The sequence below is a fragment of the Deinococcus detaillensis genome (genome assembly GCF_007280555.1).
GTDB lineage: Bacteria > Deinococcota > Deinococci > Deinococcales > Deinococcaceae > Deinococcus > Deinococcus detaillensis.
Map to the genome: position 1 here is coordinate 24,608 of NZ_VKDB01000005.1, position 25,260 is coordinate 49,867.

Sequence of the window (25,260 nt, forward strand, 5' to 3'; positions counted from 1 at the left end):
CCGAAAGCCGCCTTTTCTTTTTAGCTTGACTGCTTCACTACCCGCTCAGGCCCACTTGATCAGTCCCAGCTCAATCGGGTTGCTCAAGTCCGCCGAGTAAGGCATGGCCCGCACGCCGACGCTGTAGAGGCCGCTGTCGGTGAGGGGAATACTGACTTCGTAATTGCCGCCGCCCGTCGCCTTCATCGGCACGTGCAGGGTGTCTTCGCCGTGCTTGAGAACGGCTTCGACCCGTAGCTCGCTTTCCTGAATACCCGCCGGAGTGACTTGGGCGCTGACCTTGACTTCCTCACCGGGCTGCACGGTGGCGGGAAGCTGCGCGGTGGCGTGAATCTGGACGTGTTGCCACTGCTGACGCACCCAGCTTTTCCAGCCGCCCAGCGTGCGGGCCTTCTCGAAGTTGTTGGCGTCCACTTTGGCCGCACGCTGAGACAGCGGCAAGTAAAATTGCTGCACATAGTCGATGACCTGGCGCTGCATGGCAAACTCAGGATTGACCGTGATGATGGCGCGGCGCACGGTTTTGAGCCAGCCGTGATTCTGGCCCTGTGCATCTTTGCCGTAGTACAGCGGCACGATGGTATTTTCCAGCGTTTCGTACATGCTGAAGCTGTCGGCGTCGTCCTGAATGTTGAGGTCGGTGTACTCGCGCTCCTCGCCAATCGGCCAGCCGTTGGTGTTGTCGTAGCCCTCGCGCCACCAGCCGTCGAGAATGCTGAAGTTGGGCGCACCGTTGAAGCTGGCCTTCATGCCAGAAGTGCCGGACGCCTCCAGCGGGCGGCGCGGATTGTTGAGCCAGATGTCCACACCCTGCACGAGGTGGCGGGCCACGTTCATGTCGTAGTTTTCCACGATGATGATTTTTCCGGCAAATTCGGGATCACGCGAGAGCTTGTAGATTTCCTGAATAAAGGCCTTGCCGGGGTTGTCGGCGGGGTGGGCCTTACCCGCGAAAATAAACTGCACCGGGCGCTCAGGGTTGTTGACGATTTTGCTGAGGCGCTCGCGGTCACGGAACAGCAGCGTGGCCCGTTTGTAGGTGGCAAAGCGCCGCGCAAAGCCGATGGTCAGGGCGTCGGCGCTCAGGGTTTCACCAGCGGCGGCGACGTCGGCGGCGGGCGCTCCCGTGCGGCGAAGCTGCTCTTGGAGCCGGACACGCACGAATGCGATCATTTCTTCTTTGAGTTCGTGCTGGGTGGCTGAAAGCTGCGCGTCGGGGATGGTGTTGATATCGTCCCACATCTGCTTGTCTTCGAGGCGCTCTATCCAGTTGCCGGGCAACACGGTGGAGTAGAGGTCGCGGAACTGCTGAGCCAGGAAGGTCAAATTGTGTGCGCCGTTGGTGACGTGACCGATCGGCACTTCTTCTTCGTCCGCGCCTTCGTAGAGGAAATTCCACATGCCCCGGCTGACCTCGCCGTGCAGTTCCGAGACGCCGTTGGCCATCCGCGACATCCGCAAGGCAAAGACCGTCATCGAAAAAGTCGGCACCAGGTGGCCGTCCCAGTTCTGGGCATGTTCGGCAAGGTCGTACAGTTCGCTGCGGCTGGTGGCCAGTTGTGCGGGCCACTCACCGATGTACCTGTCCATCATCTCGTACGCGAAGGCGTCGTTGCCTGCCGCGACCGGCGTGTGGGTGGTAAACAGCGTGCTGCTGGCGGTAGCCTCCAAAGCGGTGCGGAAATCCAGGCCCTGCGCGACGTACTCGCGCATCCGCTCTAAACCCATCAGCGCGGCGTGGCCTTCGTTCATGTGGTAGACGCTGGCCGGAACATCTAAAGCACGTAGGGCGCGGATGCCGCCGACACCCAAAAGCACGTACTGCTGGATGCGGAGTTCTTGGTTGCCGCCGTAGAGGCGGGCCGTCATCTTGCGGTCGTCTTCGCTGTTTTCCGGCACGTTGGCGTCGAGCAGCAGCACCTGAATGCGGCCAATGAGTAGGCTCCAGACCTGCATCACGACGTCGCGGCCCGCCACCCGCACACTGACTTTGGCGACCTCGCCGGACTTGGTCAGCGCCGGGCGAATCGGCAAGGTGGTCAAGTTGAGTTCGTCGTAGGCTTCTTCTTGCCAGCCGTCTTTGTTGAACAGTTGGCGGAAGTAGCCCTGATGAAACAGCATCCCGACTGCCGTGAAGGGTAGACCCAAGTCGGACGCGCTTTTGCAGTGATCGCCCGCCAGCACGCCGAGGCCGCCGGAATAAATCGGCAGCGATTCGTGGAAGCCGTACTCCATGCTGAAATAAGCGACGGGCGGCAACTCGGCGGCATTGGTGGCGGCCCACACCTCACCTTTGCCCCAAGCGCCCTTGTTCATATAGGCATCAAAGTCAGCCAGAACGTCGTGGTAATTGCCCAGATAATCGGGATCGGCAGCCAGCGACTCCAAGCGGGCCGAAGGCGTCTCCAACAGCGTCTGGACAGGGTTGTGTTGGAAGCGCTCCCAGTTGACAGGATCAAGCGTTTGGTAAAGCGCTTGGGCTTTGGGCGTCCAAGACCAGTACAAGTTGTAAGCGAGTTCTTCTAAGCGTGCCAGGGCTTTGGGCAGGCGCGGCAGGACAGTCACTTTGCCAATCACATTCATGGCGCTCAGTTTACACGACCGCTCCACCATTCCTGTTGGCCAGAGGTCAGCTCATCTAGCGCAGGAAGGCCCACTTTATGTTCTGGGGTGGGCGCGAGGAGCCGGGCGGCCACCCGTATACCCAAACAGCCGCCACATCAGCAGCGCCGCTGTTTCGCGCAGCAGATAACGCGGGGCCGCCTTGAAGCTGACACTGCTTACATCGGCGCTCAGCCCCTCAGCCAGTGCCAGCGACAGGGCGCGGCGGGCGTGAACGCTGTCCGTGACCAAGGTGACGCGCCCAGCAATAAGCGGGCGGCTGTTGCGGAGGTTCTGGTAAGTGGTGCGGCTCTGTTCCTCGGCCCGCAAAATGCCAACCGGCACGCCCTGAGAACGGAGGTAACGCACGCCGATTTCTCCCTCGCTAAACAAATCACCTTCACCCACGCCGCCGGACACGATGATGCGCGTGACGCTGCCCTGCTGGTAGAGCTTAAACGCTTGGTCTAACCGCCGCCGAAACGCGGGAGACGGCAAACCTGCCACCTGAGAAGCGCCCAGTACCAGCAAAGTCGGCGCGGGCAAAGCCGGACTCGGCGGCGGCGGGAGCGGCGAGAGCCAGCGCAGCGCCGCTACGAGAAAACCGCCCAGCAGCGTGCCGAGCAGCCAAAAAGACAGGGAGCGTTTCACGGAGGTTACTGTAGTGGGTTTGGGCGCGGGGCGGCGACCTGACTTCCCGTTGGCCGTTCAACCGCTTCGGCGCGGAGACCGGGCCAGTAACCGCCCCCGTCTCGCAATGGCTTCATCTTGCCGCACACTTCAGTGCGTTACCGTCAAGAAAAGGTATGAAGAGTACTCCTCTGCAAGTTTCCGACACCAAGCGCTTTGCACTGGCTGGGCCTCTCAACGGCGTACAACTCCTTCAGCGTGTGGCAGCGCTGGATTTCCCCAGACCAGCTTTGACTTCGTGGGACAGGCAAGTGGAGCCGCCGCCGAATGTTTGGGCAACTTCGCCTTGTTACCGCCGCGATTTGCCCGTTCCCGCTTATGAAGCGAGGCAGGGCAGCTTAGTGTGGCGCAGGCCGAAGCAAGCTGCGGTTCTCCCCCGATCTCTCAACTACCGTCTGGTTCACCTTGTCCTGTCGCTGAGCGCTCTGCTGCTGATGACTTACCTTCTCTGGCATTCGTCCATCCACCCGTAAAGCAGGTTTAGAGCTGACGTTCAGCGCGTCAGGCGGCTGAGCAGCGCAATGCCCACCACCAACAGCGCCGCCACCACCGTCGGCCAGCCGATGTGCTCACCAAGCAGCAGCGCCGACCACGCCACCGTCAGGACGGGCTGAAGCAGTTGGACTTGTCCGGCGCGGGCGACGCCGCCGAGCGCCAGCCCCTTGTACCAAGCGAAAAAACCCAGAAAGACGCTGAACACCGAAACGTAGCCGAACGCTGCCCAAGCTGTTACAGAAGGCATCTGCGCAGGCCAGGGTGAAAGCCAAGTGGCTATTAAAGTGATCGGCAGCGAGAAGGCCAGCGCCCAGCTCACCACCCGCCAGCCGCCCATCTCGCGGGCCAGCCGTCCGCCCTCGGCGTAGCCCGCCGCCGCGAAGATGACGGCCAGGAGCAGATAGATGTCGCCAGCCGCGACCTGCCCAGCGCCCTGCACCACCGCAAAGACCAGCACCGCCACCACACCGAGGGCGCACACCACCCAGAATGCGGCTCGGGGCCGTTCCCGGGTCAGCAGCACGGCAGCAATGGCAGTGGCCGCAGGCAGCAGGCCCACCACCACCGCGCCGTGCGAGGAAGGCACGCTCCGCAGCGCCAGCGCACTGAACACCGAAAAACCGAAGACCGTACCCAGCGCCACGACGCCCAGCCCCAGCCAGTGACGGCGCTCTGGCCGCTTTTCTTTGAGCAGCAAGAGCAGTCCCAAGGCCAGCACCCCAGCCAGCGCCGAGCGGCCAAAGCCGATCAGGTAACTGCCAAACTCCGGCACGGCGAGGCGAGTGGCGGGCAAGGTAAAGCTGAAACACAACATGCCCAGTCCAGCCCACCACCAACCCGACGCTTGGGTGTTGGAAGCGGAAGCGGCGGCGGGGGTCGGCGGCATGAAGCATTTTGGCATGTGGGCGCTAGACTCTGCCCCATGAGCCGTCTGCTGCCTCTCCCCCGCCTGCGTCTGCCGCCTATTCCCGCCTTGATGCTGAGTATGCTCAGCATTCAGGGCGGCGCGGCAATCGCCAAGAGCTTGTTTCCGGTGCTGGGGCCAGCCGGGGTAACGGTCATGCGGGTGGGCCTGAGCGCCATCATTTTGCTGGCGATTTTCCGGCCCAATCTGCTGAGCCTGACGCTACGGCAGTGGCGAGCCGCCGCCATTTACGGCGCGACACTGGGCCTGATGAACCTGAGCTTTTACTACGCTATTCGCTACATTCCGCTGGGCTTGGCAGTCACGCTGGAGTTTTTGGGGCCGCTGGCGGTGGCGGTGGCGACCAGTCGGCGGGCCGCCGATCTGATTTGGGCAGGGCTGGCGCTGCTGGGCATCGTGCTGATTTCGCCGCTGGGTGGAAACACACCGATTTCGCCCATCGGTGTGGCGCTGGCCGCCGTTGCCGGAGCGCTGTGGGGCGGGTACATCATCATCGGCGCAAGGATGGCCCACCATTTTAGCGGCACGCAGGGCGTCAGCGTCGGCATGATTTGCGCCGCCATCACGGTGATGCTCTGCGCTGCGCCGCTGGGGTTTTCGCCTTCGCAGATCACGCCTCACCTGCTGCTGTTCGGCCTCGGCGTGGCGATTTTGTCGAGCGCGTTGCCGTACAGCTTAGAAATGATCGCGCTGCGGCAACTGCCGCGCCAGCTTTTTTCCATCATGATGAGCCTGGAACCTGCCGCCGCCGCGCTGCTGGGGTGGCTGATCTTGCACGAATCCCTCAGCTTGACGCAGTGGCTGGCGATTGTCTGCGTGATCGGCGCGAGTGTTGGAGCGACCTGGCAAAGCAAGCGCACACCGGACAAGCATCAAGAAGAATTGCTGGTGTAGAGCCCCTCAGCGTCATGGCACATCAAGACCGCCGAGCTTTCACCGGGGGCCACCCCAAAAAGCTGTCTTGGTTGCGGCTGAGCTGCTCGGGCTGAGACGGCTCTGCTTGGAAGGCCAGCACCGCTAGCGTACAGGCTGCACCCTCCTCGCGCACGCCCCCGGCCTGGGCTTCGTCTAGTAAGGCGCTGAGGGCGCGGGCCAGTTGTTGAAAGCGCTCCGGCGTCAGGCGCAGGGTGAGTGTGTCGGAGTGTGTCGGAGTGGGTCGGATAAGGTTCGTCCGAAACCGGGTATGGGAGCTGATCAAGGTGAGCGGGCCACTCGGTGGTGCCGAAGCCGTAGACATCTTCCTGACCTTCGTTCATGTTGCGCCAAGAACGCTCGTAGGCTTGCAAAAATCCGGCGGACAGTCCACGCATAGTGGCGCTGCCGTTGCCCGCTTCGTCTTCGGGAGGCAGCAGATTGGAAGAAACGCGGAATTCACGGGCGGCGAGTTGATACAGCACTTTTCCACCTTCACGGCTTTGCTCGAACAGCAGGCCTACATCCACCAATTTGCGGGCGTGGTGGTGGGCGAGATTGGCCGCCATGCCGAGGCGTGGGGCCACGTCGCTGGGCGAAAGCGGCACGATAAAGTGTGCCAGAAATTTGCTGTCTTGCCTGAGGGCACGGGCGGCGGCGAGGTCAGTAATTTGCAAGCTACCCAGTTGAATTTGGATCATCTCCAAAGTCTGAATGTTCGGCTTTCAGTTGGCGAGTAGGCAGGCTGAAAGTCAAATGCAGATTATGTTAAGCGTCGTAAAATCACTGAAATCGCGGGCATTATGGGTCAGCAAAGCGTCCGTGCGGCAAAGTGCATGGGCACCAATCAAATGATCGGCCAAGGGTCTGCGGTTACTCACGGCCCCAGCCGAGCGGCGGCGCTGGCAAATCAAAGCGTGAACCCGCCCGGTTTCTTCCCACATTTTGAGCGTGCTGCTGGAATCAACACTGATGAGCATTTGCAAAAGGGCTTGGTCAAGCGCCACTTTGGTGATAGTGGGAACGGCGTGGAGTTCGGCATAAACCACGCCGCAAACCACGAAGCCATGCCCGCTGGCTGCCAGCCTGCTGAGCGCCGAGCTGTTGAGCTGACCTTGCGGCGTGGCGGCCCACAAATCAACCAAAATGTTGGTATCAAGCGCGATGATCAAGCTTGCTCAGCCAAAACCTCTTCCACCGTCATGATATTTGCGCCCTCACCCTGCTGTGCGTAAATCTCTGGCTCTCCGCGCAGTTCGCACAAGACGTCAGCTGTGGTTTGTCCTTCGGGCAATCGGAACGCGCCAAGGAAGCGATGGTATGGGTTGGTCAGGTTCGATGGCTCAGCCAAACGCACTGTTAAGGTGCCGCCTTCCAACTGCCAATCAATTTCGCTGCCGATACGTAAGCGCAGTTGCTCGCGTATGAACTTGGGAATGGTGGTTTGTCCTTTGCTCGTGACGGTACTTTTCATCTCAGGCTCCCTAGATTCCTTACTTTTTAGTGTAGCATAGTAAGGAAAAAGAGGGACACCTAAAACTCAGTCTGCCGCGCTCTCCCCCACTGCGCCAGTCGGTTTCACTGTCACCGCAACCCCACTCGCCGCCGTGTTGCCGGTGAGTTCGTCCAAGTATTCAGGGTCGGTCAGGTCGTTGAGGCTGGCTCCAGCGTGGGCAGCGGCGACTCCCAAGCGCACGCCCACCTTGCCGTGACCGAAGCCGTGCGGAAGGCTGACCACGCCCGCCATCAAGGTGTCGGTGATTTCGGCGGGCACCGTCACCGCGCCGACCCGTGAGCGGACTTCCACGCTTTGCCCGTCTGTAATGCCGAGGCGGGCCGCGTCCGCGCCGCTGAGCATCAAGGTGCATCTGTTCGCGCCGCGCATCAAGCGGGGGACGTTGTGCATCCAGGAATTGTTGCTCCTGAGTTGCCGCCGCCCGATCAGCACCAATTCGGGAACTTGGGCATTCAGGACTTTTTCTAGGCGCGGCAAATCGGCCAGCATCACGGCGGGCGCGGCGTTGATCCGCCCGTTGGCGGTCAGTAGACGGCCCGGCAAGCTGGGCTGCATGGGGCCGTAATCTCTGCCGTGCGGCGCGGCCCTCAGCTCGGCCAAGCTGGTGCGGCGCGGGCCGTGCTTGAGGCCAAGTTCCAAACGCTCATCCGGTGAGCTGCCCGTTTCACCGCTGAGGCGCTGGCGCAGCCCTTCAAAAATTTGATAATCAAAGCGCTGGTCCTCGGCAATCGGGAAAATAGGATCGCTGATGCGGGCTGTATTGCGAACCGCGAAATGGTGAAAGACCACGTCGTAGTGCTGGGTCTCCAAGCCCACAGCGGGCGGCAAAATCACCTCGGCGCGGCGAGTAGTGGCGTTCAGGTATGGGTCAATGCTGACCATGAATTCGGCATTTGCCAGCGCTTCGTCGAGCGCTTCGCCGTTGGGGGTACTCAGCACCGGATTGCCCGCGATGGTGACGAAGGCTTTTAGTTGCCCCTCGCCGGGCGTCTGAAACTCCTCGGCCAGGGCTGCCACCGGAAACTCGCCGTCAAATTCGGGAAGGCCGCGCACCCGTGAGCGCCAGCGCCCGTGATAGCTCTGGCCTTTTTTGACACGGCCCAGCAGATCAAAGGCCGGAAGCGGCCACATCGCGCCGCCCTCCCGGTCGAGGTTACCCGTCACCAAGTTCAGGGCGTTGAGCAGCCACTGGCACAGCCCGCCAAACGCCTGCAAGCTCAGGCCGATGCGCCCATAAATCACGCCGCGCTCGGCTCCGGCGAACTCGCGGGCAAGGCGCTGGATGGTGGCGGCGTCCACGCCCGTCGCGGCGGCGACCCGCTGCGGCGTAAACGGCTCGGCGGCGGCTCTGAGTTCGTTTAAGCCGTCAGTGAATTCGGCCAAGCGGCCCACTTCGGCCAAGTCCTCCGCAAAAATCACGTTCAGCAGGGCCAGCAAAAATAGAGCGTCGCTGCCGGGCCGGATAAAGTGATGCTCGTCGGCAGCGGCGGCGCTCTCGGTGCGGCGCGGGTCGAGCAGCACCACCTTGCCGCCGCGTGCCCGGACGGCCTTGAGGCGGCCCGCCATCCCCGGCGCGGTCATGATGCTGCCGTTGGAGGCCAGCGGATTTGCGCCCAGCATCAGAAAATAATCGGTGCGGTCCACGTCGGGAATCGGCAGCAGCAGCGGGTGGCCGAACATCTCGGCGGCGGCGAAGTGGTGCGGCAATTGATCCATGCTGGTGGCCGAGTACCGGCTGCGGCTGCCCAGAGAGCGCACGAAGCCGCCCGCCGAGAGCAGCGTACCGGAGTTGTGAACGCTAGGGTTGCCCTGATACACCGCCACGCTGTCGGGGCCGTGCTTGGCCTGCACCTCGCGCAAACGGGCGGCCACATAGTCCAGCGCTTCGTCCCAGCCGAGTTCTGTCCAAGTCTCGCCATCGCGCCGTAGTGGGCGCTTGAGGCGGTCAGGGTCGGTATGAATGTCGGCAATCACCGCGCCTTTGGGGCAGATGTGGCCGCGACTCAGCGGGTCGCCAGGGTCGCCGCGCACGTCCACCACTGCGCCGCCTCTGACGGTGAGTTGCAGGCCGCAGATGGCTTCGCAGAGGTTACAAGCTCGGAAATAAGTACCGTCGGTGGGCGTGAGGGACGCGGTCATAAAACCTCCAAAGGCAGGTGACAGGTGAGAGCAGGGATTTTGGACTGAGTTCAGTCTACCTGCAACGCAGGGCGCATGGGCCGAATCCACCACACAAACAGCGCCGCCACCAACAACAATGAAATCACCGGACTCAGCAGCGCCAGGGCGGCGCAGCCCAAGCACCAAAATATGCCCAAGAACGAATCTTTTTGTGAGCGCCCAATCACCACCGCCGCATCTGGTTGGGCGGCGAGAATCGTTCGCCCCAGCAGGTAAAACGCCAAGCTGTTGAAGAGGTTAGAAAGTGCGTAAAAGGCGGCGGCGGCGCTGCCCGAATCCGAGCGCAAATGTTCGGCCACTACCGAGGTCGGAAACGGCAAAAACGAAACGGTCAGCAGAAAAAAGGCATTGACGATGAGCAAGTTCTGACTTACCGCCTTGACTTGACCGATGAGAATGTGATGCCCGATCCAAGAGATGAGAATAGTGCTAAACGCTAACAAATAGGCTAGATATGACGGCCACAAATGCAGTAAGCCTGTCCACAGCGACGCTGAGCTGCCATGTTCGCCGACTTGCGGCGCTTTGATTTCCAGAATCAGCAGGGTGATGGCGATAGCGAACACGCCGTCGCTGAAGGCTTCAAGTCGGTTGAGGCCTTTGAATATCATCATAAGAAGTCAGTCATCCTCATTTTATCTTAAGGCTCTGTTCCTGGCTACAAGGTAAAACGGGCTGAGCAGGTAGCCTAGCGGTATGCCCCTAATTTCTCCCAAGTCCGCGCCCGAAACCCGCCGCAGCGACCACACCGACACTTATCACGGCGAGATCATTGCCGATCCCTACCGCTGGTTGGAAGATGCGGGCAGCGCCGAAACCAAGGCCTTTGTGGACGCTCAAAACGAGCTGACCCGCACGGTGCTGGACGCCTTGCCGGAGCGTGAGCAACTCCGCAGCCGCTTGACCGAGCTGTGGGACTATGCGCGGCGCGGCGGGGTTTGGCAAGAAGGGGGCAAATACTTCCAGATGCGTAACAGCGGCCTGCAAAGCCAATTCGTGCTCTACGTGATGGACTCGCCCGCCGATGAGGGCCGGATTCTGCTCGACCCCAACAGCTTTTCTGACGACGGCACGGTCTCGCTGGGCGAGCTGGCCATCAGTCAGGACGGCAGCAAGCTGGCTTACTCGCTCTCGCAGGGTGGCAGCGACTGGCGCGACTGGCGGGTGCGCGACATCGTCAGCGGCCACGACCTCCCCGATACCGTCAGCGACAGCAAGTTCAGCGGCGCGGGTTGGCTGCCTGACGGCAACAGCTTTCTGTACGGCCGCTATGACCGCCCACCCGAAGGCCAGCAACTCAGCAGCGCGAACCTCAACCAGCGCTTATACCGCCACCGCATCGGCAGCGAGCAAGCCGAAGACGAGCTGATTCTGGAGCGCCCCGACCAGCCGGAATGGGGGTTTGGCGGCATGGTCAGCGAGGACGGGCACTACCTGATCGTCAACGTCTGGAAAGGCACCGCTCGCCAAAACCTGATCTGGGTGCGGCCCTTAGAAGAGCGCGGCCCCTTCACCGAAGTGGTGGCCGACTTTGAAGCCAGTTATCAGGTGATCGGCAACGACGGCCCCGTGTTTTACTTCCTGACCGACGACGCGGCTCCAATGGGCCGCCTGATTTCGCATCATTTAGAAACGGGTGAGCGCCGTGAAATCGTCGCCGAGAGCCAGCACCGCTTACTCGAAGTTCTGATGGTGGAGGGCGGCTTCGTGCTGCACACCCTAGCGGACGCTTCCAGCCGCTTGAGCGTGGTCGACCGGCAAGGCCAGAACGCCCAGCCAGTCACGTTGCCCGGCCTCGGCACGGTGGGCAGCCTCAGCGGACACACCGATCAAAGCGAAGTGTTTTTGGTGTTCACCAGCTTCCTGAGTCCGGCGGCAAGTTATCAGCTGAACACCGAGAACGGCGAGCTGACGGCGCTTTGGTCGCCTGATCTGAGCGCCGATTTGAGTGGCTACGAGGTACGCCAAGAATTTGCCGAAAGTCAGGACGGCACCAAAGTGCCCATGTTTATCGTCAGTCAGTCAAACGTGGTGCTGGACGGCTCCAACCCGGCGCTTCTCTACGGATACGGCGGCTTTGACATCTCGCTGACCCCCAGCTTTGAAGTCTCGCGGCTGGCTTGGCTGGAAGCGGGCGGGGTGCTGGCGGTGGCCAACTTGCGCGGCGGCGGCGAGTACGGCGAGAGCTGGCACCAGGCCGGGATGAAGGCCAACAAACAAAACGTCTTTGACGACTTCGCCGCCTGCGCCCGCCATTTGGCCCAGCGCGGTTACACCTCGCCGCAGCATCTGGGCATCGAGGGCGGCAGCAACGGCGGCCTACTGGTGGGCGCGACCTTGACTCAGCATCCAGAACTGATCGGCGCGGCGGTGGGGCACGTCGGCGTGATGGACATGCTGAGATTCCAGAAGTTCACGATTGGCTGGGCCTGGGTCAGCGATTACGGCAGCAGCGACAACGCCGAAGACTTTGCCGTGCTGCGGGCCTACAGTCCGCTTCACAACCTGATGCAGCGGGCTTATCCACCGACCCTGCTGACCACTGGCGACCACGATGACCGGGTGGTTCCGGCCCACAGCTACAAATTTGCCGCTGAGCTGCAACACGTCCAGCAGGGCGGCGCTCCGATTTTGCTGAGGGTTCAGACTAGAGCCGGACACGGCGCGGGCAAGCCCACCAAATTGGTGATTGAGGAGAAGGCAGACGTGTACGCGTTTTTGCTGGGAGCGCTGAGGTAAGAAGCTGAGTCAAAAAAGCAGGGAAGCGCGGCCCTCTTCAGCGCCCGCTTCCCTGCCTACCTGCCACAAACTTTTTTATCCTGCCGTTCCCGCCGCCTTCGCCGCATCCACATAAGCGTCCAGCACTTTGCCGCCGCCCCGAAAGGAAATCAGGGTGATGTACTGCACGCCGCCGTCCTCGCCTTCTTTGAGGTGCGGCAAATCGGTGGGGCGTGCGCCGCGCGAATACTTGACGATTTTGGGCAGCTTGAGTTTCTTGGTGTCGACTTCTTCCAGCTCGCGGCGCTTGTAGCTCTGGCCTCTGTACATCACGGCCTGCTCGCCGTCGGCATTGGTGTAGGGGCGTGCGCCAATGAGGCTCCAATCAAAAATATCGGCCATCGCCAGCGGCAACGACACGCCGCCTGCGGGCAGGTCTCCGCTGCTCCAGCCGGATTTGCCGTACTTGCGCAGCGTCGGAAAGATTTCGCGCTCTTCTTGAACTTCGATGGTGATGTTGGTGCCCAGCGGCCCCACGAGGTGAATCTGAATGGACATAATGGCTCCTTGGGGAGAGGCGTAGCAGCGGGTATCTGAAGGTGTAGGGGCCAGCGCCTTACGCAAATAACATAACAGATCGACCGCAAAAAAGGTAGCCCCCGGCGGCACCGCTCTGCCTTTTTACCGCTGGCTTTAACGGGACAGGGCTTGCAAGCTGCCGACTTTCCAAGTGGAACGTACTGACGATGCTGGCCCCCCCGTTCCAATCTGTCACTACGCCGCACAGCTCTTTTTGCGAATCAGGGGTGGCAGGCGGTCAGGCGACGAGCAAGCGCTTAAAAGCAGAGCAAGAAAAAGGCAGCAAGCGCATAAAATCTATGCTCACTCACCGCCCTACCGACTGAATCAAGACACTGCGGCATTTCTACCGACCGGAGCAGCCCAGCGCGGGCGCTCCCGAATTGGAGGAAGAGGCCGCATTCGTGCCAGAAGTGCTGCCCGCATCGTCGGAAAATTGACCGCCGATCTGCCCTTCGGCGTACACGGTGTTGAGGTCGAGGTTATAGCGGATGACCAGGGCGCAAATCACTTCCTGACCGTTGACCGACTCGGCGGGCGCTTCTGGGCTGCCGCGCAAGATGGCGACGTTGGCGGCGTCGTCGTAGTCCACACGCTCGGCTTTGCTGACCCGACCAGCATTTTGCAGCACCACTGCGCCCACCAAAGTCGTCGTTTCTTTGTCCACATTGACTTCAATCCGCTCGCTGTTGCCGGTCAGCCGCTCGGTTTCAGGCTTGCCGGTAGCAGGGGCGCGGTCGAAGGTGATTGGGCCGTCAATGCGGGCTACACCGTCGGATTCGTCATAAACCAAACTCTGGCCTTTCAAACTGGTGCGCCCCTGCGTCACAAAGACGGTGTCGGGCGCGGGTTTAGGATCGGCCTGCACGGCGCAGCGACTGAGGCGATCAGTCTTGCCCTGCGGCGGTTCGTCCAAAAACTGAGCGGTTCCGGCGCTCATTTCGATGTGGCCGTCGCCGCCTTTGCTGCTCTCGCCTTCCTTCTGGCCCTGCTTGGTAATCACCGCCAAGGGTGCGCGGATCAGGTTTTTGTCCACCGTAACCTGCACGCCGCCCACCGAAGAATCGCTATAAACCACCACAATCGGCGCGTCGGCGGGCTCGTCGTCTTGCGGCGCACAGGTCACGGCAATGCCCGCCGCATCATTGCCGGTTCTGACAATGACGATGACCCGCTGCTTGCCGTCGTCGCCCTTGCGGGTCAGCTCAATCGTCGGCTGGTCGCCCGAATCGGCAGGCGCGGTGTCGGGCGCAGCCGAGCTGGGCACAGGGCTGTCGGGGACAACCGGCTCGGGAGCGCTGTTGTTCGGCGGCACAACCGGCAAGTTCGGCCCGGCCGGATCAGCCGCAGGAAGCTGAGGCGAGCTGCTCTCTGATGGCGAATCAGGCAAAGCAGGATCAGCAGCAGGCGTTGCCGGAGCGCTCACCGGCGGCGGGGCCGCGTTCTGGGCCTGTCCGCTGCTGAGATCAGCGCCGCCCAGCAGCAGCAGCCCCAGCAGCCAAACGTTCCCTCCAAATCGCCGCCCGTTCATCAACTTACTTGTCGGTACTCAGCTTGAAGTTCTGAACTGGAATCTGGTAATTGCCTGACAACTGACTGACCCGCGCCAGATCAGTGCGCTGAAGCAGCACGCGGGCGCTGAGTTTCTGGCCGCTCTTGCTGTCCACGCTCACGGCGTTGCCGACCACATAGGCGGTGTTCTTTTTATCGTCGTAATACACGGCGTCGCCTTTGGTCACGATGCTGCCCTGCGTCAGCGTCACTTTGCCTTTGACGTACAGCAGCTTGCCTTTGGTCGCCACGCGGGCCTCGTCACCCACGATCAGCAGTTCTTTTTGCTTGGCCGTCGCGGCGCGGCTCATGCTGGGGCTGCCCGTCAACACGCCCACTTCCTTGTCTTCGTCAAACACCAGCTTGTCGGCTTTGCCGGTCTGCGTGCCGCTGACGAGCTGCACATTTCCGGTTGAAGTGCTGATGTTGTTGTCCACATCCAAGCTCATCTGAGCGGCTTTGATATTCACCGGATCGCCGTCGTCTTTTTTCTCCGGTACGAACACGGCGCTGGGCGTGCCGGTCAGCACACCCTGACCCGTCGCTTCGCTGTAGGCGAGTTGCCCGCCCTTGGCCGTCAAGCGGCCCCGCACCACATTTACGTCTGTGCCGCCACCGCTAAAGGTCGCGGTGCGCTTGCCCTCGGACTCGGCCAAGGTAGTGCCTGCCGGAGCAGTGAGCACAGCCGAAGTGGCTGAAATGTTGATGTTGTTGACGCTGGCCTTGACCGGCCCACCATTTTTACCGGTGTAATTGATCGGGCCGTTTCGCAAGTTGCCTTGCACCATCGCTGCCGTATCAAAACGCAACACCCGGTCTACTTGAGCGGCGAAGGCGAAAGTCAGAAGTGCAGCGGTCAAAAAAAGAGCAGGACGTTTCATTAGATCTCCTTAAAAACAATGTGCATTTGATTGTTGGAATAAACATCAAAGTGAAACCTATTCAGCGCGGCTCCACCTTACCGTTGAAACAGCGAGTCGATGGGTAAGTGTGCAGTCCTTCATCTTGGCGGCTTTTGGGCTGCTCAGCTTGAAAGTTACTAAAATCAAAATTGGCGGTGATGTTGATGAACCTTCCCTTGGTAATAGGCGAGTTGAGTTCACCTGCAGGAGCGCTGTAGCCACCTTGCTGATTGATGACCACTTCTTTATTGCCCGTTGAGGACAACGTAAAGGTGCTGCAATCCGCCAAGGTGTAGAGTTCGGCTTGCTTGGCGTGCAAGTTGTCTTGGCCGTCAATCACCAGATTGGTGGCCTTGATGGTCATGTCCTTTTGCAAGTCTCCCGCCGCGTCCTGCGCCCAGCGTTCGCCCTGACCGAGTTGATCGAGCGCCGTTTCGCCCTTTTCAGGATCGACGCTGATCTCCCCCGCCGCAAAGCGCCACTCGGCTTTGGGGTCTTGCGCCGGATACAGCCGCAACTTGACGCCGCTGAGCTTGACGCCGGAGCCGCGCACGCTGGAAGCGGCGGGCAGCAGCGCAAAGATCAGGCCAAACAGCACCAGCGCCAGCAAAGCCGCCGCACTAAAGCGCAGCATGAAGCCTCCTTTTGGCCAGGCTTGCGCCTAAATCTTGAACCGCTACGCTTCGTAACACGTTGGCATGATAGCCGCCACGGCTCATGAGAGTGCTTAGGGCGGTGTGATGGCAAGCGGTGCAGATGAGCGCGGGCGTCAGATTGAGGCCGCTTGAACGCTACCCTGAGCAGCATGATTGACACCCACTGCCACCTCGATTACCTCGAAGACCCCGCATCGGCCCGCTTTGAACTGGGCCTGAGCGCCATGATCTGTGTCGGCGCGAATGTGCAGCACGCCCGCAGCGCCCTTGCGTTGGCCGATCAGTACCCTGAAGTATGGGCCAGCGTGGGCCTGCATCCCACCGATGTGGCGCAGGAAGACACTCCCCAAACCAGAGCCGAACTCGAAATGTTCAGCTCGCGTCCCAAAGTCGTGGCCATTGGCGAAACCGGCCTGGACGACTACTGGGTACACGACCAACTGGAGGTGCAGCGCTCGGCGTTCGAGTGGCAGCTCGACTTGGCGCGGCGGCGCGACCTGCCAGTCATCGTCCACACCCGCGACGCGGCGGGCGGCGAGCGGGCCAGTTTGGGCTGCGCCGAGATCATCGCGGCCTCAGGTTGGAACAAAGGCATTTTGCACTGCTGCAACGGCCACGCCGGACTGCTCAGGGCCGCGCTGGATGCGGGCTGGCACGTTTCGTTCGCGGGCAATCTCACCTACAAAAACGCCCACGCCATTCAGGAAGCCGCCTGCTATGTACCAATTGAGCGCCTGCTCGTGGAAACCGACGCTCCGTTCCTGGCTCCTGTTCCCAAACGCGGCAAGCCCAACCGGCCCGGCTACGTGCGCTACACCTTGCAGTTTTTGGCCAAGCTGCGCGGCCTCAGCGAGGAAGTCGTGCAGCAGCAGACCGACGCCAATGCCCGCAGTGTCTACCGCTTGATGGATTAAAACTGTTCGCTGATATTTCTTGCATTTTTTAAGTTCATCTTAAATGAATTCAGAGGTTTGTCAGGCAAACCTGTCAGACTCTGAAGTGAACTTTCTGATGCCCACTCCTCTTCCAAAGCCCACTTCACTTGACGGCCCGAAACGCTCGACGTATTTGGCCACCGCTTGCTGCTTACTTTTGTTCAGTAGCGTGCGCTTGGCAACGCTCTTGACGGTGGGGCCGCTCAACCCGCTTGGTGTGGCGCTCAGTGCTCTGCTGCTGCTGCTGTCTTTTTGGACCATCTGGGCACTGAGACAGAAAAACTTGGCCCTTCCGCTTATTGAGAAAACCGTACTGCTGGTGTGTGCCGGCCTCTACCTCACCTTTACCTTACAGCCGCTTTTCGGCGGCCCTCAGCGCCTTGACAACGCGGGCCTGAACGAGTTGGGAGTGCTGGCCTTGGCGGCGGGGGTTTACGTCTTTTTGCCGCTGCACCGGGCCAAGTACTGGTTGGCCGCCGTGCTGGCCGGACATTTCATCAGCCGCTGGGAGCCGCTGCTGCTGGAGCCGAATTGGTTGAGTCTCGGAGCGCAGTTGACGCGTGATTCGGTCGTTTTGGCCACGCTGCTGCTGATTGTCTTGTTGGGCAATCACCGCAGCGCTTGGCGCGGGGCTTATGACAGCGCCAAAGCCATGCGCGATATGGCCCACACCGACGACCTGATCGGCCTGCCCAACCGCCGCGCGGCTTACCGCTATTTCGAAAGAGCGATGCGCGGCGCTCAAACGCCTGTCAGCGTGCTGCTGCTGGATATCGACAACTTCAAGCGCATCAACGACAGCCACGGCCATGAAGCGGGCGACGCGGCGCTGCAGGCCATTGCCGCCGCCGTGCAGCGAACCCTCGGCACATCCGGCGTGCTGGTGCGCTGGGGCGGCGAAGAATTTTTGGTGCTGCTCAGCGGCGCTACTCTTACCCACGCTCTGCGCGAGGCCGAAGCGCTGCGGGCAGCGGTGGAGGAACTCGCCTTGCCGTCCGGCTCAGTCACCATCAGTATCGGCGTGTCTAGTCGCATGCCCAAAGACGATGTTCAGGAACTGGTGCGCCGCGCCGACATCGGGCTTTATCACGCTAAAACCAGCGGAAAAAACCGTGTCATAGCGCAGATCAGTTAGCTTGCATACGGATTCCGGTCATTCTGCCGACTCCGTTTTGGAGTCCGTATCAAGTATCAAGAACCAGCCGAGTTGTCCGGCAAAGCCGCCGCCGCTGCTACGTCCAGATACCAAACCGGATCGCTAACCCGGCTCACCGGATAATCGCCCTCGCCGCGCTGGAGTTGAGCCAGCACCGGCGCTTTGGCCGCGCCTGTGACGAGGAGCCAGCGCTCACGAGCAGCGTTGATTTCGCTGAAGGTGAAACTGATCCGCCAGGTGTCTTGCTGCGGCACGTGATTGGCAACCACCCGCCCGCCCAGACTCAGGCCCGCCGTACCCGGGAAGAGGCTGGCGGTGTGGCCGTCGTCGCCCATGCCGAGCAAGACCAGATCGAGCTGGGCAGGCAGCAGCGCCGCGTAATCGGCAGCCGCCTGTGCGGGGTCGCGCTCACCTTCCATTCGATGAATTTGCCCAGCCGGAAGAGGTACGAAGTCGAGCAGGCCCACTTTGGCGGTGTGGTAATTGCTCTGCGGGTCTTCCGGCCCTACCGTGCGCTCATCGCTGAAGTAGATGTGAACTTGCGGCCAAGGGACTTCGAGGCCCCGCAGGGCGGCGTACATCAGCTTGGGCGTGCTGCCGCCGGAAAGCGCGACATGAAACGCCCCGCGCCGGCTGACGGCCTCCTGTGCGGCCCATGCGAAAGCCTCAGCGGCAGCCTGCGCGGTGGCCTGCGGCGTCGGATAAATATGGATTTCGCCCTGAAGCTTCATAAGGAGTCGGCTTGAGCGGGCGCATCTTCGTCCATGCTGGCGCGGGCCAGTTTCCAAGCCGCCTCGAAGTCGCTGCCGCGCTCCGGGCGGGCCATCACGCGGGCTAGCCCCTCGGCCAAAGTCATGCTCGGCACCATCAGGGTGGTTTTGCGGTTGACTTTGTCGAACTTGACGCTGGACTGCACCAGTTCCGGGCCAATGGATTTGAGCAGGAAGCTCACTCCTTTTCCAGCCAGCTCCACGCCGCACAAATCGCCGTGCTGACGCTGGCAGTCGCCTCTCACAAAGGTCACCGGGCTGAGGTCTTTCCAGCCGAGGGTGGTGGCCACCCAAGAAGCGAACAGCCGCGCCGCGCGGTCATTTCTGCCGCCCGACCAGATCTTGAGGCGGTTGACGCGGCCCAGCATTCCGGCGGCGTCTCTGCTGTCAAATAGTTGGGCCAGCCCCTCGCGCCACGCTGCCGAGCGCGACCAGCCCAGGTCGGCCAGCGCGTAGTTGCGGGCCGGCGGAATATCGAGGCGCAGGCTGTCGGCAATGACCTGATCGGCCACGTCGGTCAGTTCGCGCAGCAGCGGCCCGCCGGGCGGATCGTCAGAGGCCCACCAGACGTGGTTGACGGTGGCGGGACGCAGCAGCGGCAAAATCGCTCCGCGCAGTTGGCCGGGGTTGGCCAGCAACGTCAGCCGCTCTATGTACAGCCCTTGCTGCGGCACCAATTGGGCGTCGATGCTCATGCGCCCCGAGGCCGCCGGCTCCATCACCGCGATGATCTGGCGTCCGGCGTAGCGGCCCTCTAAGCCGGTTAGGGCTTCCTGAATGCGGCCCTGGTAGTTGGGCGTGGTCAGGGCAATGATGTTGCCGGTGTAGGCCCGCGTTTCGATGTCGGTCTGCGCCCACAGCTCGTCCAAGGTGCGCTGCGCTCCCCGCACGTTGGTGGGCAGCGGGCCGAGCGGGGCGAGGCTGAGCCGGGCCGTCACAAGCGCCGCCAGCGCCGATCCGGGCCGATCAGCTGGTCGGCTTCGTCCGGCCCCCACGTTCCGGCGTCGTAGTTGGGGAAATCGGTGGGCGGTACGTAATGCGGCGAGGTGGGGTCCCAAGCTTCCAGAATGCCGGAAACGATCTGCCAAGCCTGATCCACTTCGTCCTCACGCGGAAACAGGGTGGCGTCGCCCACCATCGCGTCGAGGAGTAAGCGCGAGTAGGGGCTTTCGAGTTGAGCGCCGAAAGCGTCGTAGCGGAAATCCATCACCACTTCGCGCAGCACGTTTTCTTGGCCGGGGGTTTTGCTCGAAAACTTCAAGCTCACACCTTCGTCCGGCTGAATGCGGAAGGCCAAGACGTTGCGCTCTAAGCCGCCCGGAAACAGGCCCAGCGGCGGGCGCTTGAAAACCACCGCGATCTCGGTGACTTTTTTAGGCAGCCGCTTGCCGCTGCGGACGTAAAACGGCACGCCCTGCCAGCGCCAGTTGTCGATCTCATATTTGACGGCCACGTAAGTCGGGGTGCCGGAGCCTTCCTGCACGTTGGGTTCCTCGCGGTAGCCGGGCACGTGTTCGCCGTCGAGGGTACCGGGGCCGTACTGTCCGCGCACCGCCACTTCGGGGACGCGCTCGACCGGGATGCGGCGAATGGCCCGCAGCGCCTTGACTTTTTCGTCGCGGATGGCGTCGGCGTCAAAAGCAGCGGGCGGCTCCATGGCAGTCAGCGCCACCACCTGCATGAGGTGATTTTGTAGCATGTCGCGCACCACACCGGCTTCCTCGTAGTACCCGGCGCGGCCTTCGAGGCCCAAGTCTTCGGCGTTGGTGATCTGGATATGATCGACGAACGAGCGGTTCCACAGCGGCTCGAAGATGGCGTTGCCAAAACGGATCGCCATCAGGTTCTGCACGGTTTCTTTGCCGAGGTAGTGGTCGATTCGGTAGACCTGCGACTCGTTCCAGACGCCGTGGAGGGTGTCATTGAGGTGCCGCGCCGAGGCCAGATCCGTTCCAAACGGTTTTTCGACGATGATGCGCCGCCAGCCCTCCGTCTGGTCTTGCAGGCCCAGCCGGCCTAACCCGTTGCTGATCGGCTCGAACAGGCTCGGCGGGGTGGACAGGTAAAACAGCGCGTTTTTGCGCCCGCCGTGCGCGTCCTCCGCTTCGTTGAGCTGCTCTCTGACTTTGCTGTAAACGTCGTCGGCCCCGAAGTCACCGAATTCGTAATACAGCAGCTCACGGAACTTTTCCAGCGCTCCAGGCTGCGGGGTGTCGGTTTCCTTACTGGTTTTGAGCGCCTCGATGGCGTAGTCCTTGAACTGCTCGTCGGTCATCTCCTGACGGCCCACCCCGACGATGTTAAAGGCGCTGCCGAGCAGGCCGTCTTGCCACAGTCCGAAGACGGCGGGCAGCAACTTGCGCTTGGCCAGGTCGCCCGTCGCGCCGAAAATGACCAAAGTGGCCGGTTCGGGAGCGCGGCTGCGGCGCATTCCGGCCCGGAACGGATTGAGGTTGGCGGCCAGTTCGGCAGCCATCGCGGCATTGGGCGCACTGGCCTCGGCGGGCGTCAGCAGGGGATCGGCGGCTTTGCCCTGCACCGGCTTGGGCTTGGTAGCGGCCGGTTTTTTGGTGGCCGCTGTTTTGGGAGCAGCTGTTTTGGATGGAGCCGGCTTAGATACAGGCGCTTTGGATGCTGCCGTCTTGGACACAGCCGTTTTAGGCACAGCCGCTTTAGATGCTGCCGCTTTGGAACCTATTTTCTTAGCGACTGGAGACACCGCGCTTTGGTGGCCCGCCGCGCCCGGCAACACGTCGTCGCTGTCAATCGGCATCGCGCTCACTGGCTGGGGCTTTTGGGCCGCTTTTTTGGCAGTGGCACTGGCCTTGGGGGGCTTAGCGTCCGCTTTGGGCTGAGCGGTTTTGGTTGCTGATCTGGCTGCTGGCTTGGCCGCTGGCGTTTTCTTGATTGCCATTACGACTGGCCTTCGTTCTGGTTGCCCGCCGCCTTGTTCCCGGTGTCTTCAGGGTTGGGGTTGACGGGGACTTTGCCGCTTTCACCGAGTTGGCGGGCCGTGTCACCGTCACTTTGAGCGCCAGCAGCTTTGGTACCCGACGCCGGAATGTTCTGCGGCCTGGCGTCTTCTGGGGTGTGGGCTTCGGGCACGATGCTTTCCTCAGCCTCCGTCTCCACTTTCTTGACGGCGTGACCGCCAAAGGCGCGGCGCATGGCCGAGAGCATTTTGCCCGCGTAACTGCTCTTTTGCTGGCTGCGCAGGCGCATCTGCACACTCAAGGTGATGACCGGAGCCGGAATGCCTTCGTTGAGGGCGTCCACCACTGTCCAGCGGCCCTCGCCGGAGTCGGCCACGTAATCGGAGAGGTCGCTGAATTCCGGATCGCCGCTCAGGGCGTCGGTGGTCAAATCGAGCAGCCACGAGCGGATCACGCTGCCGTGCCGCCACAATTCGGCGATCTGGGCCATATCGAGCTGCATTTCCGTTTTGGCGTGCATCAGCTCAAAGCCCTCGGCGTAGGCCTGCATCATGCCGTACTCGATGCCGTTGTGAACCATCTTGACGTAGTGGCCGCTGCCGGCTGGCCCCATCCGGCCCCAGCCCTGGGTGGGCGCGGGGGCCAGCACTTCCAGAATCGGCGTCAGGCTGTCTACCGCCGCTTTTTCGCCGCCGACCATCATGGCGTAGCCTTCCTTGAGGCCCCAGACGCCGCCCGAGGTGCCCACGTCTACAAAGTCGATGCCGCGCTCAGCTAGCGTTTTGGCGCGGCGCTGGCTGTCTTTGTAGTTGCTGTTGCCGCCGTCGATGATGATGTCGCCCTTCTGCATATGGTCGGCCAGATTCATCACGGTACTTTCGGTGGCGGCCCCGCTCGGCACCATCACCCAGACGGCGCGGGGGGTGGGCAGCTTGGCGATCAGTTCCTCAAGAGTGCGGGCTCCCTCGGCTCCGCGTCCCTCAGCCAGCTTGATGTTGTCTTCGCTGAGGTCGTAAGCCACCACTTCCTGTCCGCCTTGCAGCAGACGAGCCACCATGTTGCCGCCCATTTTTCCCAAACCGATCATGCCTATTTTCATGCGATCTCCTTGTGCTTATTCAAAACTCTCTGCTCGAAATTCTTCCAGATACCGGCACCGGGTACGCACGCCCTCCGGCTGAAGCTTCATTCTTTGGCATCATACGCGCAGGCCAAACGGCAAGGCAGCCCGCTTTTTCTTAACGCAAGCCTAAGAGGGGTGGGAAGCGTTGTCGACGAACCTGAGTTTGTTTTCTGAGGATGGTCAGCCCGCTTATGACTTAATTATTGCGGAGCTTTACCCATCACGCAGGAGCTGATAACCCTCCCCCAGCCTTCCCACGAGCCCGCACTTACCGCCGCGCCGCCACCCACAGCAGCGCCGCGCCCGCCACGACGTACAGCGCATCGGGCGTCCAAGCCGAGAGCAGCGGCGAGAGCGCTCCATTTTCGCCCATCACCCGAAAGACGCTCCAGGTGGCGTAATACAAAAAGGTCAGCAGCAGCACCCACACCAGCCCGATATTGAGGTTGCTTCTAAACGAGAAAATTGCCAGCGCAGCGGCGAAAAAAGCCATGCACAGCGCCGCGAATGGCTCGGCGAACTTGCGCTGCAAGGCCGTAAATTCCTGTGGGGCGTTGATGTTCTGGGCTTTGTACTCGCGGACTTTTTGCCACAGGTCACGCAGCGGCAAATACACCGGCTTGAGCTCGTCGCCGCCCTCGAAGCTGGCCTGCAAATCCTGCACCGGCAAGGTGCCGCGCTCAAAACTCAGCACGGTGGAGGGCTTTTCATTTTGGTAGGTGATGCGCTGGCCGTCAAACAGTTCCAAGACGTTGCTGCCCGCGCTCAGCCGCCCACGCTGAGCCGTGATGATCTCGCGGGCCACGTCGCCGTTTCTGAGGGTGGCGATGCTCAGGCCGCGCAGCTCACCGCCGGGCTCCACCGAAGCGATGCTGATGGCCCGCCCGAAGGCGTCGCGCAGCACCAGCGCTTTACCGCCCGCCACACCGAGCCCGGCGACCCTCGGATTGTCGAGGACGATCTCGCGCTGCACACTCAGCGACTGCACCTTGGCACGCGGGGTCAGGGTTTCGCCCACCGCGAAGCTCAGCAGCGTGACGGCCAGACCCAGCCCCATCACCGGCCCGAACAACTTGGTGGGCGAGATGCCTCCGGCCTGCATCGCCTTGATTTCCGAGTCGGCGGAGAGGCGCGACAGCCCCAGCAAAGTGGCGAACAGCAGCGCAATCGGCAGGCCCCGCGCCACCGCGTCGGGCAGTTGCAGGGCCACCAGTTTAGCAACCAGTGCGGGGTTGGCTCCCTTGGCCAGCAACGGCGCGATAATAGCCTGAAGCGCTCCCAGCAGCAGCAGCAAAATGGTGACGGCCAGCCCCGCGAACAAAAACGGCAGGATTTCTTCCAGCAAATAGCGGTTGAGGCGGCCTGAGAACAAGCCCGCCGGCGCGGCAGCTGGGCGGCTGGCCCGGCTCACCTCAGCCTCCAGGCCATCAGCAGGCCGAACAGCGCGAACACCAGATTGGGCAGCCAAGCGGCCAGCAGGTGAGGCAGCGCACCCACGGCGGCCAGTTGCGGCGCGGTGTTCCACAGAGCGTAAAACGTCACCAGAAAGAGAATCACCGCTCCCACCGCCCAGGCCCGGTTGGTCAGCGCCAGCCCCAGCGTTCCGGCGGCCAGCACAAAGATCAGCGGCGTAAACGAATCGGCCACCCGGCGGCTGAGTTCGTAAGCGGCGCGGCGATAATCCTCGGTGTTGGGGGTGAGCGTTGCGAGCTGGGCGCGAAGCTGCGGAGTGGTGCTCTGGTCAGTGGGCGGCGGCGGGCGCGACACCACGTCGCTTTGGGTAAAGGTGATGGGCGCACTCAACGCCGTGATCACGCCCTGAGGGTCGACTCGGTAGCCGCCGAAAAGCGTCCACGTTTTGGCCGCCGCGTCCCAGCGCCCGCCGCTGGCGCTGTAGGTGCCCTGCGGAGTTTGCACCACCACGCCAGTTAGCGACGATAGGGTTTGGGGACTGCCGTTGCCCAAGCTGTCAATCCGCCCCGCCGTAAAAAAATTACCGCCTTCTGCGTGGGCGTAGTTCTGGGTGGTGGGCGTCGGCACGGCCAGTTTGTAAATATCGGTGTAAAAATACTTGATGTACTTCTGGTTGCCGCTGGGCGTCAGGTAAGCCGCGTTGAAATACACCGCCGCGCCCACCACCAGCGCTGGAAGCAGCAGCGGCCACAGCATACTCAGGGGCCGCACTCCGCCCGCATAGGCCGCCTTGACTTCGCTGTCTTTAGCCAGCCGCCCAAAGGCCATCAGCACCGCGAACGGCACCGACACCACCAAGCATTTGTTGAGTACAAGCGGCAATTGGTAACTCAGCAGCGTGAGCGCTTTGAACAGCCCCGTGTGGTACGACAGCATCGCCCCCACTGTGGTGCTGAGAATGTCGGTCATCTGCAAAAAGAGAAACAACAGCACGCCCGCCGCGTAGAGCGGCCAGATTTCTTTGAAGATATAACGCGGGAAAAGACCTCTCATGCGGGCTTGAGCGCCGACTTGAAGTCAAAGTTGAGTTTACAAAGAGCGGCGATCTTGAACACGGGGGGTAGTGTAGCAAGAGCAATTCAGCCTGTGGCAGCGGCTGCATGAGAGGCGAGGGGCCGCTTGTGGGGGTGTACTGACAGGACGC

23 protein-coding genes are annotated in these 25,260 nt (G+C 61.8%); 5 read left to right on the top strand and 18 right to left on the bottom strand.

Translation table 11 applies throughout. From position 1 onward, the window contains the following. Positions 1 to 45: 45 nt before the first annotated feature. The gene (glgP, locus tag FNU79_RS06830; protein WP_143720141.1) at positions 46 to 2,583 is read right to left on the bottom strand and encodes an alpha-glucan family phosphorylase; all 2,538 of its coding nucleotides are present in this window, start codon (positions 2,581 to 2,583) and stop codon (positions 46 to 48) included. A gap of 75 nt (positions 2,584 to 2,658) precedes the next feature. Then, on the bottom strand, positions 2,659 to 3,252 hold the full coding sequence (locus FNU79_RS06835; protein WP_143720142.1) for a YdcF family protein: 594 nt from the start codon (positions 3,250 to 3,252) through the stop codon (positions 2,659 to 2,661). Between the two features lie 155 nt (positions 3,253 to 3,407). Here FNU79_RS06835 and FNU79_RS06840 point away from each other — a divergent pair, with 155 nt between their 5' ends. Continuing rightward, positions 3,408 to 3,764, top strand: coding sequence for a hypothetical protein (locus FNU79_RS06840; RefSeq protein WP_143720143.1), 357 nt, complete (start codon positions 3,408 to 3,410; stop codon positions 3,762 to 3,764). Between the two features lie 20 nt (positions 3,765 to 3,784). On the opposite strand, the gene FNU79_RS06845 is transcribed toward FNU79_RS06840, so the two are convergent. Next, positions 3,785 to 4,672 (bottom strand): DMT family transporter, encoded by an 888-nt coding sequence (locus tag FNU79_RS06845; protein ID WP_143720144.1) that lies wholly within the window; start codon positions 4,670 to 4,672, stop codon positions 3,785 to 3,787. 36 nt (positions 4,673 to 4,708) lie between these two features. Here FNU79_RS06845 and FNU79_RS06850 point away from each other — a divergent pair, with 36 nt between their 5' ends. Then, positions 4,709 to 5,605 (top strand): EamA family transporter, encoded by an 897-nt coding sequence (locus FNU79_RS06850; protein ID WP_225429924.1) that lies wholly within the window; start codon positions 4,709 to 4,711, stop codon positions 5,603 to 5,605. Here FNU79_RS06850 and FNU79_RS06855 read toward each other — a convergent pair. The 5 genes from FNU79_RS06855 to FNU79_RS06875 all read right to left on the bottom strand — a co-directional run bounded on the left by FNU79_RS06855 (position 5,584) and on the right by FNU79_RS06875 (position 9,934). Next, a complete protein-coding gene (locus FNU79_RS06855) occupies positions 5,584 to 6,324 on the bottom strand; it encodes a winged helix-turn-helix domain-containing protein (protein WP_185974632.1) in 741 nt (246 codons plus the stop codon). The two genes, FNU79_RS06850 and FNU79_RS06855, sit on opposite strands and share 22 nt — an antisense overlap. Before the next feature lie 51 nt (positions 6,325 to 6,375). Next, positions 6,376 to 6,795, bottom strand: coding sequence for a type II toxin-antitoxin system VapC family toxin (locus FNU79_RS06860; protein WP_143720145.1), 420 nt, complete (start codon positions 6,793 to 6,795; stop codon positions 6,376 to 6,378). Beyond that, complete coding sequence (locus tag FNU79_RS06865; protein WP_143720146.1) at positions 6,792 to 7,097, bottom strand: AbrB/MazE/SpoVT family DNA-binding domain-containing protein; 306 nt, start codon at positions 7,095 to 7,097, stop codon at positions 6,792 to 6,794. The genes FNU79_RS06860 and FNU79_RS06865 overlap by 4 nt, the downstream gene beginning before the upstream one ends. 66 nt (positions 7,098 to 7,163) lie before the next feature. Next, positions 7,164 to 9,278 carry a molybdopterin-dependent oxidoreductase gene (locus FNU79_RS06870; RefSeq protein ID WP_143720147.1) on the bottom strand — a complete coding sequence of 705 codons (2,115 nt, stop codon included), beginning with the start codon at positions 9,276 to 9,278 and terminating at the stop codon, positions 7,164 to 7,166. Between the two features lie 50 nt (positions 9,279 to 9,328). Then, complete coding sequence (locus tag FNU79_RS06875) at positions 9,329 to 9,934, bottom strand: TMEM175 family protein (protein ID WP_143720148.1); 606 nt, start codon at positions 9,932 to 9,934, stop codon at positions 9,329 to 9,331. Positions 9,935 to 10,016: 82 nt separating this feature from the next. Between FNU79_RS06875 and FNU79_RS06880 the strand changes: the two genes are divergently transcribed. Next, positions 10,017 to 12,059, top strand: a complete 2,043-nt coding sequence (locus FNU79_RS06880) for a prolyl oligopeptidase family serine peptidase (RefSeq protein WP_143720149.1) — start codon at positions 10,017 to 10,019, stop codon at positions 12,057 to 12,059. A gap of 75 nt (positions 12,060 to 12,134) precedes the next feature. Here FNU79_RS06880 and FNU79_RS06885 read toward each other — a convergent pair whose 3' ends face one another. The 4 genes from FNU79_RS06885 to FNU79_RS06900 all read right to left on the bottom strand — a co-directional run bounded on the left by FNU79_RS06885 (position 12,135) and on the right by FNU79_RS06900 (position 15,704). Next, positions 12,135 to 12,596: a single-stranded DNA-binding protein gene (locus FNU79_RS06885; RefSeq protein ID WP_124868935.1), complete on the bottom strand. Its 462-nt coding sequence runs from the start codon at positions 12,594 to 12,596 to the stop codon at positions 12,135 to 12,137. Between the two features lie 367 nt (positions 12,597 to 12,963). Further along, a complete protein-coding gene (locus FNU79_RS06890) occupies positions 12,964 to 14,148 on the bottom strand; it encodes an LptA/OstA family protein (protein WP_143720150.1) in 1,185 nt (394 codons plus the stop codon). Positions 14,149 to 14,152: 4 nt separating this feature from the next. Then, a complete protein-coding gene (locus FNU79_RS06895) occupies positions 14,153 to 15,049 on the bottom strand; it encodes an LptA/OstA family protein (RefSeq protein WP_143720151.1) in 897 nt (298 codons plus the stop codon). Between the two features lie 61 nt (positions 15,050 to 15,110). After that, entirely contained in the window at positions 15,111 to 15,704 is a 594-nt protein-coding gene (locus FNU79_RS06900) for a hypothetical protein (RefSeq protein ID WP_143720152.1), read from the bottom strand. 171 nt (positions 15,705 to 15,875) lie between these two features. On the opposite strand from FNU79_RS06900, the gene FNU79_RS06905 reads away from it, so the two are divergent. Both FNU79_RS06905 and FNU79_RS06910 read left to right on the top strand, forming a co-directional pair. Beyond that, complete coding sequence (locus FNU79_RS06905) at positions 15,876 to 16,640, top strand: TatD family hydrolase (protein WP_143720153.1); 765 nt, start codon at positions 15,876 to 15,878, stop codon at positions 16,638 to 16,640. An 85-nt stretch (positions 16,641 to 16,725) separates the two neighbouring features. Beyond that, a complete protein-coding gene (locus tag FNU79_RS06910) occupies positions 16,726 to 17,796 on the top strand; it encodes a GGDEF domain-containing protein (protein WP_185974633.1) in 1,071 nt (356 codons plus the stop codon). Positions 17,797 to 17,852: 56 nt separating this feature from the next. On the opposite strand, the gene pgl is transcribed toward FNU79_RS06910, so the two are convergent. The 6 genes from pgl to FNU79_RS06940 form a co-directional block, all read right to left on the bottom strand. Beyond that, positions 17,853 to 18,548, bottom strand: coding sequence for a 6-phosphogluconolactonase (gene pgl, locus FNU79_RS06915; RefSeq protein WP_143720155.1), 696 nt, complete (start codon positions 18,546 to 18,548; stop codon positions 17,853 to 17,855). Further along, the gene (locus FNU79_RS06920) at positions 18,545 to 19,525 is read right to left on the bottom strand and encodes a glucose-6-phosphate dehydrogenase assembly protein OpcA (RefSeq protein ID WP_143720156.1); all 981 of its coding nucleotides are present in this window, start codon (positions 19,523 to 19,525) and stop codon (positions 18,545 to 18,547) included. Before FNU79_RS06920 ends, pgl begins: the two co-directional genes overlap by 4 nt. Then, positions 19,522 to 21,063 carry a glucose-6-phosphate dehydrogenase gene (gene zwf, locus FNU79_RS06925; RefSeq protein ID WP_225429943.1) on the bottom strand — a complete coding sequence of 514 codons (1,542 nt, stop codon included), beginning with the start codon at positions 21,061 to 21,063 and terminating at the stop codon, positions 19,522 to 19,524. Before zwf ends, FNU79_RS06920 begins: the two co-directional genes overlap by 4 nt. Before the next feature lie 437 nt (positions 21,064 to 21,500). Then, a complete protein-coding gene (gene gnd / locus FNU79_RS06930) occupies positions 21,501 to 22,619 on the bottom strand; it encodes a phosphogluconate dehydrogenase (NAD(+)-dependent, decarboxylating) (RefSeq protein WP_143720157.1) in 1,119 nt (372 codons plus the stop codon). 292 nt (positions 22,620 to 22,911) lie between these two features. Next, positions 22,912 to 24,054, bottom strand: a complete 1,143-nt coding sequence (locus FNU79_RS06935) for an LptF/LptG family permease (protein ID WP_225429925.1) — start codon at positions 24,052 to 24,054, stop codon at positions 22,912 to 22,914. Next, a complete protein-coding gene (locus FNU79_RS06940) occupies positions 24,051 to 25,109 on the bottom strand; it encodes an LptF/LptG family permease (RefSeq protein ID WP_143720158.1) in 1,059 nt (352 codons plus the stop codon). The genes FNU79_RS06935 and FNU79_RS06940 overlap by 4 nt, the downstream gene beginning before the upstream one ends. Positions 25,110 to 25,260 lie beyond the last annotated feature (151 nt).

Excerpts from the sequence above, each read along its gene's own strand:
- FNU79_RS06900 (WP_143720152.1), bottom strand. The coding sequence starts at position 15,704 with ATGCTGCGCTTTAGTGCGGCGGCTTTGCTGGCGCTGGTGCTGTTTGGC.
- FNU79_RS06890 (WP_143720150.1), bottom strand. The coding sequence starts at position 14,148 with ATGAACGGGCGGCGATTTGGAGGGAACGTTTGGCTGCTGGGGCTGCTG.
- FNU79_RS06845 (WP_143720144.1), bottom strand. The coding sequence starts at position 4,672 with ATGCCGCCGACCCCCGCCGCCGCTTCCGCTTCCAACACCCAAGCGTCG.
- FNU79_RS06880 (WP_143720149.1), top strand. The coding sequence starts at position 10,017 with ATGCCCCTAATTTCTCCCAAGTCCGCGCCCGAAACCCGCCGCAGCGAC.
- zwf (WP_225429943.1), bottom strand. The coding sequence starts at position 21,063 with ATGGCTGCCGAACTGGCCGCCAACCTCAATCCGTTCCGGGCCGGAATG.
- gnd (WP_143720157.1), bottom strand. The coding sequence starts at position 22,619 with ATGAAAATAGGCATGATCGGTTTGGGAAAAATGGGCGGCAACATGGTG.
- FNU79_RS06875 (WP_143720148.1), bottom strand. The coding sequence starts at position 9,934 with ATGATGATATTCAAAGGCCTCAACCGACTTGAAGCCTTCAGCGACGGC.
- FNU79_RS06840 (WP_143720143.1), top strand. The coding sequence starts at position 3,408 with ATGAAGAGTACTCCTCTGCAAGTTTCCGACACCAAGCGCTTTGCACTG.
- FNU79_RS06895 (WP_143720151.1), bottom strand. The coding sequence starts at position 15,049 with ATGAAACGTCCTGCTCTTTTTTTGACCGCTGCACTTCTGACTTTCGCC.
- pgl (WP_143720155.1), bottom strand. The coding sequence starts at position 18,548 with ATGAAGCTTCAGGGCGAAATCCATATTTATCCGACGCCGCAGGCCACC.
- FNU79_RS06905 (WP_143720153.1), top strand. The coding sequence starts at position 15,876 with ATGATTGACACCCACTGCCACCTCGATTACCTCGAAGACCCCGCATCG.
- FNU79_RS06885 (WP_124868935.1), bottom strand. The coding sequence starts at position 12,596 with ATGTCCATTCAGATTCACCTCGTGGGGCCGCTGGGCACCAACATCACC.
- FNU79_RS06865 (WP_143720146.1), bottom strand. The coding sequence starts at position 7,097 with ATGAAAAGTACCGTCACGAGCAAAGGACAAACCACCATTCCCAAGTTC.
- FNU79_RS06940 (WP_143720158.1), bottom strand. The coding sequence starts at position 25,109 with ATGAGAGGTCTTTTCCCGCGTTATATCTTCAAAGAAATCTGGCCGCTC.
- FNU79_RS06855 (WP_185974632.1), bottom strand. The coding sequence starts at position 6,324 with ATGATCCAAATTCAACTGGGTAGCTTGCAAATTACTGACCTCGCCGCC.
- FNU79_RS06870 (WP_143720147.1), bottom strand. The coding sequence starts at position 9,278 with ATGACCGCGTCCCTCACGCCCACCGACGGTACTTATTTCCGAGCTTGT.
- glgP (WP_143720141.1), bottom strand. The coding sequence starts at position 2,583 with ATGAATGTGATTGGCAAAGTGACTGTCCTGCCGCGCCTGCCCAAAGCC.
- FNU79_RS06850 (WP_225429924.1), top strand. The coding sequence starts at position 4,709 with ATGAGCCGTCTGCTGCCTCTCCCCCGCCTGCGTCTGCCGCCTATTCCC.